The sequence below is a fragment of the Flavobacterium branchiophilum FL-15 genome, from assembly GCF_000253275.1.
In the GTDB taxonomy this organism is placed as follows: domain Bacteria; phylum Bacteroidota; class Bacteroidia; order Flavobacteriales; family Flavobacteriaceae; genus Flavobacterium; species Flavobacterium branchiophilum.
On record NC_016001.1, the window covers coordinates 195,658 to 215,532 of the forward strand.

Below are 19,875 nucleotides of genomic sequence, written 5' to 3' on the forward strand. Positions count from 1 at the left end.
TCTTTTTGGAAGGTGCTTTTACCCTAAAACTAGGGTTCTAAGCATAAAAAAAACCGAAATCACACTGCTAATTTCGGTTTTTATATATCTAAACATTAATTATGTTTTTCAAACACGCTACAAAAAAAAACCCGTTTCAAACTGAAACGGGTTTTTGATGACTTTATATTTTTTTAATAATTAAAGTTGGCTCTGTTGTCCACAATTTTGGCATTGGCTTTTAAAGCTGGGATAACACCGTTAATTTTTCCGGCATTGGCGGCTTTTACTTTTGCCAAATAAGGGTTGTAATCTTTTAAAGCGAGTGCTTTTGTAACTGCTTTTGTACGTACTACATATACTCCTGCATTGCCATCTATTGGGCTAGAGGTTTTGTTGGCACCAATTCCAAAGGCGGTACCAACTACTTTTGCTTCTTGACCAATGTTTTGTAATACAGCGTTTTCTAGTGTTACATCTGCTGCGTTTTGTACTTTTACTTGGTTGGCCGTTGCCATTGCTTCTAATGAAGTACCTTTTAGTTTGGCTTTAATCATTTCGGCTTTTTTCTTGTTTTTCAAAACAGGTTCTACAGACAATCTGGCATCTTCTACAGCCATCAATCCTGCTGGATAGGATTTTTTGTACTTGGCAATTACTTGTCCTAAATTTGCTATTTCAAATCGTTTGATGTCGCCTACGTTTGTTTCTTTGCTAAATGCCCATCGGATAACCTGACGTTGTGGTCCTAATCCGCCTGCGTTTTCGTCTAAAGCTTTAAATTTTGTGGCTGGCGAAACCGTTAGTTTCATGGCTTTGGCCACTTCTTCAAAGGCTTTTGCGTTGGCATCCATTTCAAACTTGGTGGCTTGTGTGTATATATTGTCTGTTGTTTTTTCTGATGCTTGAATTTTTCTAGCAACAGTAGCAAGTCTTACAGCATCTTGTTTGTCTGTAACATTGATGATGTGAAAACCAAATTGTGTTTCTACCAAACCTATTTTGCCCACTCCGTTGTTGAACACAAAGTCGTTAAAAGGTTTTACCATTTGTCCTTGGCTAAAGTAACCTAAATCACCACCTTGCTGAGCAGATGAATCGTCGGAGTATTGAAAAGCCATCATCATAAATCCAGCTGGATTGGCCAATGCTTGTGCCAACAACGCTTGTGCTTTTGCTTGTGCTTCTTCTTTGGTACGTTTTTCTCTTTTGTTTGGTACAGGAGTACCTTCATAGCTGATCAAAATGTGGCTTGCTTTGGCATTGACATTGGCTTTTTTGCCTAATGATTTTGATAAGCAATAGTATTTTCCGTTAATATAAGGGCCATATACAGATCCTACTGGCAAGTTGAATAACTTGTCGGCATCCATGGCTGGCAAATCTTTTTTGGCTATGTATGTAGAGTCATAAGGTACGTCGGAATTGGCATTTACAAACTCGGCAACGTCTTTTGCAGCTCCAAATCCGGCAATGGTATCATTGGTTTTGGTGGTTGCATTATACACCACACTTTTAGACAACAAAGAGGTTATCGACGATTTGATGTCGTTTTCATCTTGTGCAGAAGGTTTGTCTTCTATTAATACATATTGAATTTCACGAGCTTCCTCAGTTTTGTATTTTTTCTCGTTCTTTTTCATATAGTCCGTAATTTCTGCGTCAGAAATTTTTACTTCGCTATCTTTGATAGCGGTATAAGGCACGTTTACATAATCAAAAGTAACTTTGTTTGTTTCAGCTTCATATTTCAATTTGGCTTCGGCTTTGGTTGCATGAAAACCTGCTTTGAGCAACGTGCCATATATTTCGTATTTGGCATTAAGTGCTGCATCATCTTCAGCACCTTTCAAAGAAGCGGCCTGATCTGGATTGGTTTTGAAATAATCTTTAAATTTTGAAATATCAAAAACACCTGCTTCGTTTTGAAACATTTTGTTTTGCCCAATATTTTGATTTTGCTTCAACGCATTTACAATTTGATTTTCGCCTACTCGCAAACCGATTTTTTTGAATTCAGCATTCAAAAGAGCCAACGAAATTTCTTGTTCCCACACCTGATTCACGGCTTGGATGTTGGTTGTGCCTCGACCACTTTTTTCTAAATTGTTTACTTTTTGGTTAAAACTTTGAAAATTAATATCTTCTCCGTTGATAGATCCTACGTCTTTTGAGGAACCAAAATCTCCTTTTCTCCAAAAATCTTGGATAATAAATGCAAACAAGGATATTGCAATAATTGAAATTAGTAATATCGAACGCTGTCTAATTTTTGCTAAAACTGCCATTTTCTATAAGTGATTAAATTTTATTTCAGTTTGCGAAAATACAATTATCTATTTAATAATTATACTTTGTTGGTTATTTTTACATGATTTTTTTAAAAAATATTGTTTTTTATTTTATTTTAGTCAATTTTACAGTCAATATTTTGTTGTTTGAAGCCTCTTCAATGTCAAATTTGAAATTTTCGATATATATTTCATCGTTTGTTTGAGGGATTTCGTTGGTATAATTGACAATATACCCTCCTAATGTTTCATAAGAATCTCCTTCTGGAATGTTGAGTTTGTAGGTTTCGTTGATGTATTGTACATCTAGCCGTGCCGAAAACAGGTAGCTGCCGTTGTCCAACGCTTGTTCCAAAAGTTCTTCGTCCAAGTCGTGTTCGTCCTGAATATCGCCAAAAAGCTCTTCTACAATATCTTCCATCGTAATAATACCCGATGTGCCGCCATATTCATCCAATACTATGGCTACGCTCTTTCTTTTTTTAGTAAGTAAATCCATAACATCTTTTATGAAAATGGTTTCGGGTACAAATTCAATTGGAATGGTAATGTCCTTTATATGTTTAGGTTTTTTAAACAATTCAAACGAATGGATGTAGCCTACGATATCGTCTAATGAATTTTGATACACTAAAATTTTGGAATACCCTGTTTCTATAAACATTTGTCTCAAATGGATGATGCTGTCGCCCATTTCGATAGCCTGAATTTCTGTTCGTGGTGTCATGATTTCTCTTGCCTTTACTCCAGAAAATTCTAATGCGTTTTGAAAAATTTGTATTTCCGAATCCAGCTCTTCCTGGTTGTCTATGGCATCCATTTGTTGCGAAATATAATCGCCAAGTTCGGTTTTACTAAAATGGAGTTGCACTTGATCGCCTTCTGTTTTGAAAAATTTTTTTAAAACAATATCCGAAATCCAAATGGTAAATACCGAAATGTAATAAAAAAGGGTGTAAAAAACATAAGCAGGAACTGCAAAAAATTTGATTAAATTATTAGCATATATTTGAAAAAACACTTTAGGTAAAAACTCGGAAGTTACTAATACCAAGAGCGTTGAAAGTATAGTTTGAATCAATAGATTTGTAAAATTTGTGAAATGGTACCCCCATGAAAGGATGTATGTCATCAGCAAATCGCCCATATAAAAACCATAAATTACCAATGCAATATTATTGCCCACCAGCATTGTTGTAATAAATTGCGAAGGTTTTTCGGTAAGTTTGGTAAGTATTTTTGAAATGAAACTGTCTTGTTTTTTTTCGATTTCCAAATAAATTTTGTTAGACGATACAAAAGCAATTTCCATACCCGAAAAAAAGGCACATAAAATTAGACAAATAACTATTATGATGATTTCCATTGCTTATTGTTTGGGTCCAAAACGTTTTGCCATTTTTCTTTTGATAAAAAAAAGGGCAATGGCCATGCCAACAAACAACAAACTAATCCAAAAAGTTTCGCCGTTTTGATATTGTCTTATCGCATCTATCAAAAAAAGAAGGGCAATGCCCAAATACACATATTGAATATATTTTTGAAAAATCATTTTTTTAAATTTATTTAGATTGTACTTCGCCAGTAAGTCTTTGGGTATTCATTATTTTAAAATCTTTACTAAAATCTACTCCTTCGCCAGTTAAATTGCCTTCGGGCGAATGAAATTCATAATATTTTTCTGTATAAAACCATTCGTTTTTTTGATCAAAAAACAGTTGATTGGTTTTCATTTGTTGTCCCATTTCGTTAGTAATGGTTACATTGCCTTGCAAATCAACGATTTGTGTTCGTTTATAATTAATGGCATATTTGGATTTTATAAACGTTCGTTTGCCATTTTTATCATATAATGTAAGGTCTATTCCTTTTGGAAATTCAATAAACGGGAACGAAACCGTGGAAAAATCCAACATTTTTGGGGTGATTAAAATAGCGGTTATACGTCCAGAATCAGTATATTTTAAATTGATATCATCCGATTCGCCTGCAGGTTTGAACGCTACAAAATTTATTTTTTGAACGTCCTTAAAGTGGCTTTCGCAACTTGTCAAGCCCAACAGTACACTCCCCAAAAGAAGTCGCATAACATAGTTTAGTTTCAAAATCATGTTTTTGGCACTTTTATGGTTTTGTTTATCCAACAATGCAATTGTAGGTCTTTGCCCGCTTTACCAGAATCCATAATTTCAGCTCGGTTTGGGGCCTTTTTCAAATATTTATCAGCAATAATGCGGGCAGTTTGTTTGTAATTGGCATCTACTTCTCCCGCTTTTTCTACCACCGAAGCCATAAGCCAATAGGTAGCTTTTTTTTCAAAATTGTTGCTGCCGCAGTTGCCCGATTCGTATAATTGGGCCATATATAAATATGCTTTTGCCAACTTGGGGTTTTCTATCAAGGCTTTTTCTAAATATTGAGCCGCTTTTTCAAAATCGGATGTGCCAAATACAGTAGTGGCCAATTGATAATATAACAAGGCCCGTTCTTGTGGGTCTGATGAACGGCTAACGGCTGTGTCTATCCATTGGGTGGTTAATGGGACATTTGATTGCATCAAATAAGTATATGACATAATTTTTGCCGAAATGGAATTGTGGTTCAATGCTTCAGACTGGGTGGCAATTTTATTAAAAAAAGGAGTGTTTACACAGTTTTTTTCAAACATCAATTGGGCCATTTCAAATAACCAAAACGAATCATTTTGATGACTTTCAAATGCTGCTTGTGCAAAATTTTGGATATTTTCGTTAGTTTCATAAGGTGCCATCAAAGCATTGTTGCCTTCTACAACCGTTTGAAATGAAGCGATCAACTGGTTGTTGCTGTCTATTTTTTGTTTGTAATGTTCTGATTGTATTGTAGATGAGTTGTCTAGCCCTATGTTATTATCCGCTTTTAGTGCGGCTAATTTATCTGCAATCAAAGCAGCTATTTCTATTTTTTTGGACATCAATTGGTGCAACGAAACTTTTTTATTGGCTAATTGATATTGTTTTTCTAACAATAAAAAATAAATACTCAAGGCTTCAGGATTTTGAAAATCAGCTTTGTTTTTAACAAATTCTCGATGTAAAATATCAAAAACTACGTCGTCTGTATCCCATTTTTGATTGAATAATAGCAATGCTTTTTTGACATTACTTCCCTTACTATTACTAGGATAATTCAAATTATATTGGGTATAAATTTGTATTAAATCCTTGTATATCATCACGTTTTCTTCTTTTGTACGTGCTATTTCTAATGATTGATAAGCTAATTTTTCGCCATCAACAAAAAAAGCTTCACTTGGATTGGGGCATGTTTTAAAAACGTCTTTCCAAATGGTATAAGCCTCTGTTGTTTTATTTTGATTAATAGCAATAGCCAATGCCTGTTTTTTCGACAGGCATTCTTGGTCTTTTTGTTGAGCAATTATTGCACTCGTAAAACCTAAAAATAGATATATTAGTTTTTTTGACATCAATTAATCATTTTAGTGTTGTAGGTTTATTTTAAAACAATTTTTATTATATGGCAAAATTAATCATATTTGCGTTTTTGAAACCATTTATCGTTAAAAGAAACGCCAATACTTATATTAAAATAATTTTCTTTAACCAAACCAGCTGTGGTTGTTCCTTTTGAGCCTAATTCTAACCCAATATTCAAGTTAGACGTGTAGCCAGGCAAAGGCAAGCCAAAACCTAACGATACAGATTGGTCTTTGATGGATTGATTGTTGATCATCAAACCTGTATTTTCAAATTTCAAACCTCCTCTATATACAATTCTATCCAAATAACTGGTAAAAGAATTGTATTTTGGTATATAATAGCCTCCAAAACTCCATTTTGAACCATTTTCAAAACGAACATTTGTTAATGGATCATTGAATACATTACTAAAATTACTGCTTTTTCTAAAATGATACTCTGTTCCAATTAACCATTTTTTGGGTTGTCCAATGGCAATGCCCATAGTGGTTTTTTCAGAAAAATTCAAAGTCAATTTGGATAAAATAGCATCATTGGTTTCAGTAACAGACCCACCATAAGATAGGGTAGATATTGACCTATTGTTATTGACGTTCAATTGAGATTCTGGACTATATGAAACACTGGCAGAAAGTTCTAATTTTTTAGAAATTTTATCTTTAAACGCCATGGCAAATGTAAAATTTGTTCCTTTTATAATAGAGGTATTGGCTTCAATAGTGCCAAGTTCTACATCTGATATAAATTCAGAACTTTGTGTTGTTATTTTTCCAAAATTATAATCAAAATTAATCCCTATACTCAAAGCTTTAGTAATCGAATAGCCCAATCCAGCATATACTTTATTCAAACCACCTGTGCCATTGTAGCGAATTAAATCGGTTTTTTGAATTTTGTATCCCACAGCAGAATAGGGTATTACACCAAAACTGGCACCAAGTTTTCCAATAGGAAGACCAACTGCCAAATAATCAAGAGAAAAACGTTTGACTGTTTCTGATTGAACATCAGATTGTATTTTATTCTGATTGTTATTAGTACCAATGGCAAAACTTGTAAGTTTTAAGTGCGAATATGAAGCGGGATTCTCCATATTGAGATGGATGCTATCGCACAACAAAGACAAACCTCCCATCGAACGATTTTCGACAGTTCCTTTAAATTTTACTTCACCAATACCAAAGTAGGAATAAGGCGACGAACTACCTTCCTGAGCGAAGGTGCTTACGGCTAAAAATAAGCAAAAGCTTGTAATAATATTTTTAATCATTTTTATTTATATATTGAAAAGTTTGATTCAAACTTTCGAGTAGAAAATTTGAATTGGCAAATATGGTGTTTTTTAATCGTTTAGCCAAAAAATTAGCATCGCCACCCGTTAAAATTATGATAAAATTGGCATATTTTGCCAAATATTGGTTAATAAATCCATCAATTTCATAAATCATACCATTTACAACCCCCGAATGTATAGCGGCAGTTGTCGAATTTCCAATCCAATCGTCGGGGGCTTGCAAGGTAAGTAACGGCAATTTGGCCGTATAATTGTTTAACGATTCATATCGTAATCGAAAACCAGGCGAAATAGCTCCTCCAAAATAGCGGTTGTGCTCGTCAACAAAATCATACGTTACACAAGTTCCTGCATCTATAATCAATCGGTTTTGATTTGGAAATTGTAAAACGGCACCTGCACTCAACACCAAACGGTCTATTCCAACTGTTTGAGGCGTTTGGTAACAATTTTGAAATGGAAATGATATATTTTGATCCAAAAAACAGATTTTTACTTTTGATTTGAGGGTAAAAAAATCGTTTTCAGCCCATTTTCCCACCGATGAAACTACCATATCGGTAATTTTTGGATATGAATTTAAAATATTTTCGATATTATTTAAAAATATTTTCGATTCAAACGATTCAATAAATACAATTCTATCCTCTTGAAATACAGCTACTTTGATTCGAGTATTTCCAATGTCTAAAGCTAAAAGCATATATTAATTTTGATTTTGCAAACATACAAATCATTTTTTTTATAAAAATGTTTTGGAGAAACAAAAAAACATCTTATATTTGCACTCGCAATAGCAAAGGTACCTTAGCTCAGATGGTAGAGCAATGGACTGAAAATCCATGTGTCCCTGGTTCGATCCCTGGAGGTACCACAAAACCCACTCAACAGAGTGGGTTTTTTGTTTCTTATCTTTTTACATTATTTTTCAATCAGGTTGCTAGATATACAATAAATCATCTTATTGGAGGTGGATCGCAACATCTCATAATTTGGTGCTACTTCGAGCTTTTAGATCATATATAGATAATAATACTAAATATACATTTAAAATAGTCCAATCTATTGGTCCTTTTTTGCTAAAATGAGTCAAAAAAAAATAGTTCTGTAGCCCGGCTATGCAACGATTTTTTTGGAAAATTTTTTCTAAAAAATATCTTCACATCTTTGGACTATTTTATAAAAATATTTGGTATAAAAGAGGAGGCATCATTTTTTTTACTTTTTTTAAATATATGGGTATTTATAAATTTTTCTATTCATTATTAGTTTTTTAAAGTTTGTTCATTATAATTGAAAGCAAACCAATAAGATATTAACTAAAATTAAAACAAATTTACATCGATTTCGCAATATTATTATCTGTTTTTTAGAAAAATGATGGTTTTGAAAAATATATTTATACTATATTTGTGAATAATTTTAAAATATTTAAACCCAATACAATATGAAAACAATTCAGGATTTTGATTTTCAAAACAAAAAAGCGATTATAAGAGTTGATTTTAATGTGCCATTAGACGATGAATTTAATGTAACAGATGCTACAAGAATAGAAGCCGCAAAACCTACTATTGACAAGATATTGAAAGATGGCGGCAGTGTGATTTTGATGTCGCACCTTGGCAGACCCAAAGGAGTGGAAGCCAAATACTCTTTGCAACATATATTGAAAAAAACTTCAGAAATACTGGGTGTTGATGTACAATTTGCTTCAGATTGTATTGGCGAAGTTGCCGCAACCGCTGCTCAAAACTTGAAACCCGGTGGTGTGCTATTGCTTGAAAATTTACGTTTTCATGCCGAAGAAGAAAAAGGAGATGTGGCTTTTTCAAAAGCCTTGGCAAGCTTGGGCGATATTTATGTAAATGATGCTTTTGGAACAGCACACCGAGCACATGCTTCGACCACCATAATTGCGCAGTTTTTTCCAAATGCTAAATGTTTTGGTTTGCTATTGGCAAAAGAAATTGAAAGTTTGAATAAAGTTTTAAAAGATTCTGAAAAACCCGTAACGGCGGTATTAGGCGGTAGTAAAGTGTCGTCTAAAATAACAGTTATCGAAAATATTTTAGATAAAGTAAACCACATGATTATTGGTGGCGGTATGACTTATACTTTTGTAAAAGCCCTTGGTGGCCGAGTTGGCGATTCTATTTGTGAAGACGACAAACAAGACCTGGCATTGGAAATATTAAGATTGGCCAAAGAAAAAGGAGTTCAAATTCATATACCTGTTGATGTAGTGGCAGCAAATGCCTTTTCAAAAGATGCGGATACACAAATTGTGGATGTTCGTGAAATTCCAGATGGATGGCAAGGCCTTGATGCAGGACCAAAATCGTTGGAAAATTTCAAAAAAGTTATTTTAGCTTCCAAAACTATTTTGTGGAATGGCCCATTAGGCGTTTTTGAAATGGATAAATTTGCTGCGGGTACTATCGAACTAGGGCATTATATTGCCGAGGCTACAGCAAACGGTGCTTTTTCATTAGTTGGTGGGGGCGATTCTGTTTCGGCAGTAAAACAGTTTGGATTTGAACACAAAATGAGCTATGTTTCTACGGGTGGAGGGGCCATGTTAGAAATGCTAGAAGGTCGAATTTTACCAGGAATTGCGGCTATTTTAGAATAAAAAATAATTTTTAACAAATTTTATACAATTTATTGGAATTAACCTTTTATTTTTGCAATTCTTTGAATTATAATTGATTGCTAAATTTAAGGTTTATGACTAAAAAAGTATATACACTCGCTATAGCATTTTTTGCATCAACAACGTTATTTGCTCAACATGAGACAGATAGCGTTGTTCGTGTAAATAATGCCCCTAAAGTTTCTGTTTTGGATTCTTTGAAAAAAACTTTTGTAAAACACGATGCTATTTCAAAAATTGATGCCCAATGGATGAAGGAGCTTTCAAATGATGCCCTTTCGGCCGAACAATTTGAGGATATATCCAATATGAATATGGACGAAACGGTTGCCTACGATTTGCCAACAGATATTTTAAAAGCTCGTTTGAAAAAATTAGATGCCAAATCGCCTTTCAATATCGAATATAATCCAGGTTTGGAAAACGTCATCAAATCGTTGTTAAAAAACAGAAAAAAATCGTATGCCCGTTTGATGGCAATTGCAGAGTATTATTTTCCAATGTTTGAAGATGCCCTTTCTAAATATGATATTCCTTTAGAAGTCAAATATTTAGCCATAGTAGAATCTGCTTTAAATCCAAGAGCCAAATCAAGAGTAGGAGCGGGGGGACTTTGGCAATTTATGTATGGTACTGGTTTACAATATAATTTGAATGTTAATTCTTATATAGACGAACGTAGCGATCCATTAAAATCGACCGAAGCGGCTTGTAAATACTTATCGGGGATGTACAAAATTTTTGGCGATTGGGATTTGGTTTTGGCCTCATATAACTGTGGGCCAGGCAATGTAACCAAAGCCATTAGACGTTCAAATGGGCAAAAAAATTACTGGAACATACGCAAAAATTTACCACAAGAAACGGCTGGCTATTTGCCCGCTTTTTTGGCAACTATGTATATTTTTGAATACCATAAAGAACATGGTATTACCCCATTAAAAGCTCCAGTAACTTATTTTTCTACGGATACCTTGATGGTAAAAAGGCAGTTGAGTTTTAAACAAATTTCTAATTTATTAGATATTCCAGTTACTGAACTACAATTTTTAAATCCATCTTACAAGCTAGATGTTATCCCTTTTGAAGCTGATAAACAAAATTATCTAAGACTACCACAGGATAAAGTAGCTGTTTTTGCATCAAACGAAGATAAAATTTACTACTATGCCGATTATGAAGATAATTTAAGAGAACGCCCAAATACCCGACCTTCTATAGCAAATGATTCTTTAAGAAACAATCGTCAAAGATATGTTACCCGCTATAAGTTTCATAAAGTGGGCAAAGGGGATAGTTTGAGCGAAATAGCACAAGCTTATGGAATTTCAAAATCTGAATTAAAAAAATGGAATCATTTGCGTAGCGACAAAGCACCATTGGGTAGAAATTTAAAAATTAGAATTATCGAGAAAGTTCAAGCAACAGAATTGGCAGAGGCAAAAACACCAAAATTGGATAAAGCTACTGACTTGGCCTCTCAAGATACCAATAAACCTCAAGTTGAAAAAACAAGTACTGATCATGTATCTGCATCGTCGGATTTGATAACAGAAAAGGTAGTATCATTTAAAAACGTTACCAAATCTTATAAAGTTAAAAAAGGAGACGATCTGGGCGATATTGCTAGACAATATGATGTAGCTGTTTCTGATATTAAAAAATGGAATAAACTAAAAGGCGATAAACTTAAAAAAGGAAAAACGTTAAAAATTCATACTACAGAAAGAGTTGTTACAACTGTTAGAAAAAAAGAGAAAAAACCGGTAACAACTCATGAAGATAATGAAACTTTAGTTGCCAATAATGACGAAAAACCAGAAGCAGCAACTAAAATTGAAAAAGAAGTAAAACCTGAAAGTAAAAACACCAAATTTATTTATGAAATAAAAGAGGAAAAAGTAGTAGCTTTCAAAGACGTAGCTAAATCTTACAAAGTTAAGAGTGGTGATAATTTGAGCGAGATAGCTGAAAAATTTAATGTGTCTGTTGCCGAATTAAAAAAATGGAATAAAATTAAAGGCTCGACTGTAAACAAAGGCAAAACTTTAAAAATCATTTCAAATGAAAAAGTAGTTACTGTTGTAAAGAAAAAAGTCAAAAAAGAAGTAGAATTTAAATCAGAACAACAACTTGCCACTGTAGAGCCAAAAGAAGTAAAAACTAAAAAAGTTCAAAAAGTAGATACAACAAAAGCTACTAACGAGTATTTAGTAAAAGAAGGGGAAACACTGGCTACAATTGCAAAAAATCATAAAACGACGGTTGCCAATTTGAAGAAATGGAATAATTTTGAAGATAATTCCGTAGAAGCCGGAACTAAATTGGTAGTGAGCAAACCAGAACATGCAGAAGCAGAATGGCAAGCCAAAGAGGTACAAGAATATGTAGTTGAAAAAGGAGATAACGTATGGAAAATTATAAAAAAATATAATATTTCATTAGCAGATTTAAGAGCTTGGAATAATTTGACAGACAACAATATTCAGTTAGGTACTACGCTTATCGTTTCAAAACCCGAGGTAAGTCCAAAGGAAAAGAAGCAGTTGCAAAACAATAAGATGGTTGCCAGTTCTAAAAATGGCGAAAAAATGTACCAAGTAAAAAAAGGGGATTCGCTTTTTAGCATATCGCAAAAATACCCTGGTGTTACCGTTTCTGATTTAAAAAAATGGAACGGCATTAGAGATGGCGATATCAAACCAGGAATGAAATTAAAAATCAGTGGTTAATCAATTGACACATAATATCCAACTAATTACCAAAAAGAGCGGTCTTTTAACCGTTTTTTTTGGTTCTTTTTTTTGGATGTCGTGCCATTTAAAAAAAGAAGAAACCCAACAAGTAACTTCGGATAAAATAAATAATGTATCGATTATTATAGACGATCAATTGTGGGATGGTGAAATTGGTGATACTTTACGAAATAAATTTGCATCACCAGTTTTAGGATTGCCTCAAGAAGAACCACTTTTTACAATAAACCAATACCCTTTAAAACTTTTGGAAGGTTATATGACCAATAGCAGAAATATTATGGTTATTAAAAAAGAATCCAAAAGCAAGTTCAGTCATCAAATTAATGAATATGCACAACCCCAAAATGTGTTTCATATATCGGGCAATTCTGTAAAAGAAATTATTGACACTATTGAAAAAAATAGCAATATTATTATTAGTAAATTAAAAAAAACTGAAATAAATGAAATACAAAATAGAAATAAAAACAATGTTTTACGAACCAAAAAAATAGCCAATAAATTTCATATTACGCTAGAAATTCCCAAAAATTTTAGCATCGTACGCAGAAAAGCCAAGTTCATGTGGTTTAAAAACGAAATCTTGGGAGGTAGTATTAGTATTGTTATATATGAATTGCCTTTTAAAAATTTTACCCAAAACGAGGTTATTCGAATCCGTGATTCTATTGGGAGTTTGTATATTCATGGTAATGAAATGGGTACCGAAATGAAAACCGAAGATTCCTATTCGCCGTATTCAACTTGGATACAAATGGCACATAAACGGGCTTATGAAACACGTGGGACTTGGATTATGAAAAATGATTTTATGTCGGGGCCTTTTTTGAATTACTTTATTTTAGATCATAAAAATAAAAGAATTATGGTTTTAGAAGGGTTTTGCTATGCACCATCAAAACCAAAACGTGATTTGATGCTAGAGCTAGAAGCAATAATAAAAACAATACAATTTAAAAAATAAATGGAAACAGTACAGTGGGAAGTAAAGCCTTTTGAGGCATTAACGGTTTTTGAACTCTATGAAATATTGCAATTGAGAAGCGAAATTTTTGTTGTTGAACAAAATTGTGTATATCAAGATTTGGATTTCAAAGATTATAAATCGTGGCATTTGATGGGCAAAATAAACCATCAAGTTGTTGCTTATTCCAGATTGTTTGATGCAGGCCAATATTTTGAATATACCTCTATCGGAAGGGTAACTGTAAATGCTCAATACCGAGCAATGAAAATGGGCCATGCCTTAATAGTCGAATCAAAAAAACAAATCAAAAACCTTTTTGGCACTACAAATATTACCATATCGGCACAGTTGTATCTTAAAAAATTTTATGAACAACATGGTTTTGTTGCCACAAGCGACGTGTATTTGGAAGATGATATCGAACATGTCGAAATGAAATTATCCTCCAATTGGGGTGTGTAATCTATAAATTGGCATGAATAGAAAATAAAAAACGTTACATTAAAATTGATTAAGTAACGTTTTTTTTTGATTAGTCCGAGTTTTAGTCGAATGCTTGTGCTATATCTGCCAATAAATCTTCAATATCTTCGATACCAACGCTCAACCGTACCATATCGTCTGAAATGCCAACTATTTTCCTTTTATCTTCAGGAATAGAGGCGTGTGTCATCAAAGCAGGATGATTGGCTAAAGATTCTACGCCACCCAAAGATTCGGCCAATGTAAATACTTTCAATTTTTCTAAAAATTTAATAGCCTCTGTTTTTTCGCCAGAAGCAAAAGTAAAAGTAACCATACCACCAAAATCAGCCATTTGTTTTTTGGCAATGTCATGATAAGGGTGGTTTTCTAATCCTGGATAATATACCGTTTTGACTTTTGGGTGTTGGTTTAAAAAAGTTGCCACTTTTGATCCGTTTTCACAATGCCTTTGCATTCGGATATGTAGGGTTTTGATTCCTCTAAGTACTAGGAAACTATCCATAGGGCCCAATGTAGCTCCAGTAGCAAATTGTTGAAAATGTAATTGATTGCCTAAAACTTCGTCTTTTACAATTAAGGCACCAGCTACCACATCGCTATGGCCACTCAAATATTTTGTGGCCGAGTGCATTACTACATCGGCACCTAGGTCTAGGGGTTTTTGCAAATAAGGTGTCGCAAAAGTATTGTCCACCGCAAATAGGATTTGGTGATGTTTTGTAATCGTTGCAATGGCTTCAATGTCTGCCAGTTTCATCAATGGGTTTGTTGGCGTTTCTACCCACACCATTTTGGTATTTGAATTGATTAATGCCTTAAAATCTTCCAACCGATTCATGTCTATAAAATGGAATTTGATACCTGAATCTTTATAAATTCGTGTAAACATTCTAAAAGTTCCACCATACAAATCGTCCATAGCAATCACTTCGTCGCCCGCTTTTAGTGAGCGTAATAAACAATCAGTAGCGGCTAATCCAGACGAAAATGCTAGGCCACGTGTACCGTTTTCAATACTTGCCAATGCGTTTTCTAATGCCGTTCGTGTTGGATTTCCTGCTCGGCTGTATTCATAAGCTCCAATTGGATTTCCTGGACTCGATTGTACAAATGTAGAGGTTTGATAAATAGGAGGCATTACAGCTCCCGTACTTGGATCGTGATGTTGCCCACCATGTATGGTTTTGGTATTAAATTTCATTTTAAATCAATTTATTTTTTACAAAGTTATTTTTTTTATTTTGAAATGACTAACAGAAGCTTTAAAAATTCTACTTTTGAACCAAAAAAAGTATGTTAGAGATTGAAAGAAAATTTAAAGTAACATCAAACGACTTTAAAACTGCTGCAAGTACATCCAACGAAATTGCTCAAGGCTATTTGAATAACCATCCAGATAGAACCGTAAGGGTGCGAATTAAAGGTGCTAAAGCTTTTTTGACTATAAAAGGCAAAAGCAATGCCGCTGGAACCACACGATTTGAATGGGAAAAAGAAATTCCCGTTCATGAAGCACGAGACTTACTTTTATTGTGTGAAAAAGGAGTTATTCAAAAAAAGCGTTATGAGGTTTCAATAGGCCAACATGTATTTGAAGTAGATGAATTTTTTGGAGACAATCAAGGTTTAATTATTGCCGAAATAGAACTGACCACAGAAAATGAAGTGTTTGAAAAACCATTATGGTTGGGGACTGAAGTTACAGGCGATGAACGCTATTATAATGCTTATTTGAGCCAAAACCCATTTGTTATGTGGGAAAAATAATTAATAGCATTAAAGGCGGCTATTTTGAATTTTACTTAGTGCAAAAAAACAACTTTTTTAAATTCATTTGTGATTCAAAAAAGTTGTTTTGAATATTTCAAATTGTTCCTATCTTGTAGTTGAACAATTTATTTGATTATGGTTTTGCCAATTCGGCAATGCTTACTTTGATAGAACCTCCATAACTTTTGGGTGCAATTTCCATAAAAGCTCTTTTTGTAAGGTCTATGTCTCGACCTTTTACAAATGGGCCTCGGTCTGTAACGGTTACAATAACAGACTTGCCTGTTTTGTCGTTTGTAACTTTTAATTTTGTTCCAAATGGATATTTTCTATGGGCGGCTGTATAACCATTGTTGTTAAAAATTTTGCCACTAGCTGTTTTTCGACCAGTAAATTTATCTGCATAATAGGAGGCATGGGCTTCGTTTTTTACGATTTTATAAGCCTCCTTTGGTGCCAACAAGGTATCGGGTAGCCATGTTTTTGTAACTTTTGAAAGGGCTTCGGCTTTTACAGTGTCTTGTATAGCCTCTGTTTTGGCCGAAGCTTTCTTTTGAACAACTGTTGTTGTTTTTTTGGTTTTGGTTTTTTTTGGTTGTTTTTTTTGAGCTTCTATTGTATTTACAAGTAACAAACAAAGCAAAAAGCTGAAAATTTGTTTCATATATGTGATTTTTATGAGTTAGCGGTCATATATGTTATCGCCGTTTGTTGTTGCTATTTGCAAAAAATATAGTTGTTGGCGATTTCATTTGAGTTAGTCTATAAGTTAAAAAATTATTAAAGTTGGGTGTTTTATTAATAATTTTTTTTGAAGATGACAATCAAATTCAAGCGTTGAAAAGAAGTTTTTTTAGAACCACAAATTCCAAGGGATTCTACTTAAAATAAGCAAAAGTCCTAATCCATAAAACAAAGCAATGGCTTTAAATTTGGATTTGCTGTCTGTGGCTTTTTTGTGTTTGACCCATCCAATGGTTATCAATACAATTCCAATAATATTAACCAATGGATGTTCTAATGAAGTTAATCGAAGGCTACTGTCTTGCATTTGTCCAAAGGCGGCAGCGCCAAGTGGCGAAATAAAATAAGTAATCAAACCAATGAGCAGTTGTGTGTGTGTAAATATAAGACCCAATAATGATATTTTTCGGTCTTTTGGAGTAAATTCTTTTGATGATTGAAGCCCTAAAACAGCATTTATTATGGCTATTACAAGGAATAACAATACCAAATAGGCCCAGCCAGAATGTAAGTGTTGCATGATAATTTGTTTTTAATTTATTTTTAGATTTCAAATATAATAAAAATCCATAAAAAAACGGCACTCTTTATTAAAGAATGCCGTTTTTTTGTGAAATTAATATTTTGATACTAGAAATTATATGTAATTCCAAAGTTCCAAGTGCGACCAAATCCAAAATTTACTTGGTTACCTGTTGCAACGCCATCATAAGTTTTACCAGAAGAGGCATAAGTTGGTCCAGAAGTTCCAGAAACGTAGTCGTTAGCAAAAATATTTGTACTAGATTCAGCAATGAAAATAGTATTCAAAACATTGTTTACATTAAATCTAAAACCTACGCTATTGGCTTTGTCTTTACCAACCAACATTTTATAAGAAAAACCAGCGTCAAGAAGGCCGTAAGAAGGCAATTTTAAAGCACCTTTATCCGCAGCTGCTTGTGTTTTGAAGGCAGATGGATCTATATTAGAATATAAGTTGTCCACAAAGTTATAATTTGCATCAAAAGATACTCTTTTTACTACTTCGTAGCTAGCACCAATACTTGCAGTGGTTTGGGCAGTATTACCTACTTTTAAACCATTGATGTATAAAGTTTCAGAAACTGGATTTCCTGCAGTATTTGTAATCACGTTATTGTTGATATCTTGATAAGATGCAGTTACATTGGAACCATATTTCCAGTTACCAATAGAAACAGAACCATTGATAGACAATTGTGTAAATGGTTTGTATGAAAAATCAACCTCTGCTCCAGTATGGATTTGTTCAACACCTGTTAAGAAAGCAGTACCCGCAATTGCAGGCGTTGATGACAATCCATCATGATCAATATTGGCAGTTGTAGTTACATAACGATCTTTCCAAGACGTTCTGTACAAGTTTACATTTGCATTAAATTTATCAGAACGGTATCCATATCCTAACTCAAAACCAAGAATTTTTTCGTTAGTTACATTTTCATTCAATACAGAAAGGTTGTTTGGATAAACAGAATTGAAGAAAGGTTGTTTTAGATAATAGCCTGCATTACCAAATACGTTATTGTGTTTGTCTAAATTGTAATTTAAACCTGCTTTAAAGTTACCTCCAGTTAGGTTTTTGTAGCTAGTACTAGACAATGGATTTGAAGCTAAATAACTAAAACGATCAACTCTTTTGAAACCTTGTTGAGAAACGGCAGCTTGAATAAATGCAGTTAAATCGCCTGATGCGTATTCTAATTGTGTAAAACCACCATACCAATTTACTAAACCATCATAATCTCTAACAACGGCTTTGTCATTCAAAACATTGTAAAAAGGATTCCAAGATGGAGTAGCAGTTGAAGTTTGGTTTACATATACTGTTGGGTTGTTTTTATCAGCAGTATCCAAGAAAGAAGTAGCACCAAATAAATAGTTCAAATTTCTTGTATGAATTCCTTTGTAGCTTCTAACATCAATACCAAAATCCAATGTGAAATTGTCGTTTAATTTGGTGTTCAAATTGGCTAAACCACCATACCAGTCATGAGAATTGATTCCAGATATCATCGAAATACCATTTGTAGTATTTGTACTTGTTGAAGCTGTATTTACAAAACCTTGTCCAGCAACTTGTGTTCTTGTATAGTTTACTCCTGTATTTGATGTAATTGTGTTTCCAGAGTTATAGTTGTAAATTCTGTCGTAATCGGTGTTTAAATTACTTGTCAATAACTTGGTGTCATTAAAAGCCAAACCGTTTATTCTACCATAAGCTCCAGATCCTCCTCCACGTCCCCATGAAGCATACCCAACTGCTGAAACTTTTGTGTTATCTGATACTTTCCACTCATAGTTCAAAGACATTACAGGTTTGCTATAAAAATTACGCATGATGTTGAATCTTTTGCCTTGTAAATATCCTGCATCTCTGTTATACTTAACATTTGGTTCGCCATTGGCACCTGCTGCTAAATAATCGGCAATGGTTAGACGAGTTGATTTTTGACTATGCCATTGAGGAGCACCTGTAAAAGTAAACATTACATTGTGTTTTGGGTTAATTTCATATCCTAAACCAATAAAATAGTTGTATCCTTCAGCCTCTGTCCCTTGAACATATCCATCTTGAATAGTTCTACTCATTAATATAGATGATGAAAAACCATTTTTAAGTTTTCCTGTATTGTAACTAGCTACCCATTTTAAGTAGTTTTGATTACCAACTGTAGAAGAAATACTTCCGCCTTCTTTTTTGTCTGATGTTCTTGTCAATACGTTTACAGTACCACCAACAGATGCAATGGCAAGTTTAGAAGAACCTAAACCTCTTTGTACTTGCATAGCGGTTGTAACGTCTGACAAACCTGCCCAGTTACTCCAATATACAGCCCCATTTTCCATGTCATTTACTGGAACTCCATTTATCATTACGGCAATATTTTCTTGAGCAAATCCTCGAATAGTCATACGAGAATCACCAAAACCTCCAGCACCTTTTGAAGTATATACAGATGGGGTATTTTTTAATATCTCTGGAAACTCTTGATTACCTAATTTTTGTTGAATTTCTGCGGCTTTTATAGTAGAAACTGCCACGGGTGTTTTTCTGTCTTTTGCCACGTCGATAATAGTACTTTTTACAACCACTTCGCTCAATTCATTGGAATCTGCAGCTAGTTGAATTGTACCCAAATCTTTAGTCTCCCCTTTTTGAACGGTAAAACTTACGGCTTTGCTTTGAAAGCCAATAAACGAAATGGTTATTTGCCCTGAAGCTGGTACATTTAAGGTAAATTTACCATCAAAATCTGTCGAAGTTCCTGTCGAAGTTCCTTTAACTACAACATTTACACCTGGTAATGCCCCATTTTGTGAATCGACAATTTTTCCTTTTACTTTTCCTTGTGCAAACATCATGGTTGCCATCAATAAAAAGAAACCTGAAAATAAACTGTTTTTAAAATTTTTCATGTTTGTTTT

Annotated in this window: 16 protein-coding genes and 1 tRNA gene; 6 read left to right on the forward strand and 11 right to left on the reverse strand. The window is 33.7% G+C overall.

Annotated features, from left to right (window positions below):
• Positions 1 to 173: 173 nt before the first annotated feature.
• From FBFL15_RS00870 to FBFL15_RS00900, 7 genes are all read right to left on the reverse strand, one after another.
• On the reverse strand, positions 174 to 2,267 hold the full coding sequence (locus FBFL15_RS00870; RefSeq protein ID WP_014082799.1) for a peptidylprolyl isomerase: 2,094 nt from the start codon (positions 2,265 to 2,267) through the stop codon (positions 174 to 176).
• Positions 2,268 to 2,376: 109 nt separating this feature from the next.
• On the reverse strand, positions 2,377 to 3,636 hold the full coding sequence (locus tag FBFL15_RS00875) for a hemolysin family protein (RefSeq protein WP_014082800.1): 1,260 nt from the start codon (positions 3,634 to 3,636) through the stop codon (positions 2,377 to 2,379).
• 3 nt (positions 3,637 to 3,639) lie between these two features.
• Positions 3,640 to 3,822: a hypothetical protein gene (locus tag FBFL15_RS00880; RefSeq protein WP_014082801.1), complete on the reverse strand. Its 183-nt coding sequence runs from the start codon at positions 3,820 to 3,822 to the stop codon at positions 3,640 to 3,642.
• A 10-nt stretch (positions 3,823 to 3,832) separates the two neighbouring features.
• Positions 3,833 to 4,381 (reverse strand): LPS export ABC transporter periplasmic protein LptC, encoded by a 549-nt coding sequence (lptC, locus tag FBFL15_RS00885; protein WP_014082802.1) that lies wholly within the window; start codon positions 4,379 to 4,381, stop codon positions 3,833 to 3,835.
• Complete coding sequence (locus tag FBFL15_RS00890) at positions 4,378 to 5,736, reverse strand: tetratricopeptide repeat protein (RefSeq protein ID WP_014082803.1); 1,359 nt, start codon at positions 5,734 to 5,736, stop codon at positions 4,378 to 4,380. The genes lptC and FBFL15_RS00890 overlap by 4 nt, the downstream gene beginning before the upstream one ends.
• A gap of 59 nt (positions 5,737 to 5,795) precedes the next feature.
• Positions 5,796 to 7,019 (reverse strand): BamG family beta-barrel-assembly machinery protein, encoded by a 1,224-nt coding sequence (bamG, locus tag FBFL15_RS00895; protein WP_014082804.1) that lies wholly within the window; start codon positions 7,017 to 7,019, stop codon positions 5,796 to 5,798.
• Positions 7,012 to 7,746, reverse strand: coding sequence for a type III pantothenate kinase (locus FBFL15_RS00900; protein WP_014082805.1), 735 nt, complete (start codon positions 7,744 to 7,746; stop codon positions 7,012 to 7,014). Before FBFL15_RS00900 ends, bamG begins: the two co-directional genes overlap by 8 nt.
• Positions 7,747 to 7,844: 98 nt before the next feature.
• Between FBFL15_RS00900 and FBFL15_RS00905 the strand changes: the two genes are divergently transcribed.
• The 5 genes from FBFL15_RS00905 to FBFL15_RS00925 all read left to right on the forward strand — a co-directional run bounded on the left by FBFL15_RS00905 (position 7,845) and on the right by FBFL15_RS00925 (position 13,887).
• Positions 7,845 to 7,917, forward strand: a tRNA-Phe gene (locus FBFL15_RS00905).
• A gap of 573 nt (positions 7,918 to 8,490) precedes the next feature.
• Positions 8,491 to 9,678 (forward strand): phosphoglycerate kinase, encoded by a 1,188-nt coding sequence (locus FBFL15_RS00910; RefSeq protein ID WP_014082806.1) that lies wholly within the window; start codon positions 8,491 to 8,493, stop codon positions 9,676 to 9,678.
• Between the two features lie 95 nt (positions 9,679 to 9,773).
• The gene (locus tag FBFL15_RS15970) at positions 9,774 to 12,431 is read left to right on the forward strand and encodes a LysM peptidoglycan-binding domain-containing protein (protein WP_014082807.1); all 2,658 of its coding nucleotides are present in this window, start codon (positions 9,774 to 9,776) and stop codon (positions 12,429 to 12,431) included.
• 4 nt (positions 12,432 to 12,435) lie between these two features.
• Positions 12,436 to 13,422: a DUF4837 family protein gene (locus tag FBFL15_RS00920; protein WP_231847476.1), complete on the forward strand. Its 987-nt coding sequence runs from the start codon at positions 12,436 to 12,438 to the stop codon at positions 13,420 to 13,422.
• Positions 13,423 to 13,887, forward strand: a complete 465-nt coding sequence (locus FBFL15_RS00925) for a GNAT family N-acetyltransferase (protein ID WP_014082809.1) — start codon at positions 13,423 to 13,425, stop codon at positions 13,885 to 13,887.
• 82 nt (positions 13,888 to 13,969) lie between these two features.
• Here FBFL15_RS00925 and FBFL15_RS00930 read toward each other — a convergent pair whose 3' ends face one another.
• The gene (locus tag FBFL15_RS00930) at positions 13,970 to 15,112 is read right to left on the reverse strand and encodes a cystathionine gamma-synthase (protein ID WP_014082810.1); all 1,143 of its coding nucleotides are present in this window, start codon (positions 15,110 to 15,112) and stop codon (positions 13,970 to 13,972) included.
• A gap of 92 nt (positions 15,113 to 15,204) precedes the next feature.
• Here FBFL15_RS00930 and FBFL15_RS00935 point away from each other — a divergent pair, with 92 nt between their 5' ends.
• On the forward strand, positions 15,205 to 15,678 hold the full coding sequence (locus FBFL15_RS00935; protein WP_014082811.1) for a CYTH domain-containing protein: 474 nt from the start codon (positions 15,205 to 15,207) through the stop codon (positions 15,676 to 15,678).
• Between the two features lie 136 nt (positions 15,679 to 15,814).
• Here FBFL15_RS00935 and FBFL15_RS00940 read toward each other — a convergent pair whose 3' ends face one another.
• The 3 genes from FBFL15_RS00940 to FBFL15_RS00950 form a co-directional block, all read right to left on the reverse strand.
• Positions 15,815 to 16,345, reverse strand: coding sequence for a septal ring lytic transglycosylase RlpA family protein (locus FBFL15_RS00940; protein WP_014082812.1), 531 nt, complete (start codon positions 16,343 to 16,345; stop codon positions 15,815 to 15,817).
• 189 nt (positions 16,346 to 16,534) lie between these two features.
• Positions 16,535 to 16,945, reverse strand: a complete 411-nt coding sequence (locus tag FBFL15_RS00945) for a hypothetical protein (protein ID WP_014082813.1) — start codon at positions 16,943 to 16,945, stop codon at positions 16,535 to 16,537.
• A 110-nt stretch (positions 16,946 to 17,055) separates the two neighbouring features.
• Entirely contained in the window at positions 17,056 to 19,866 is a 2,811-nt protein-coding gene (locus FBFL15_RS00950) for a TonB-dependent receptor (RefSeq protein WP_014082814.1), read from the reverse strand.
• Positions 19,867 to 19,875 lie beyond the last annotated feature (9 nt).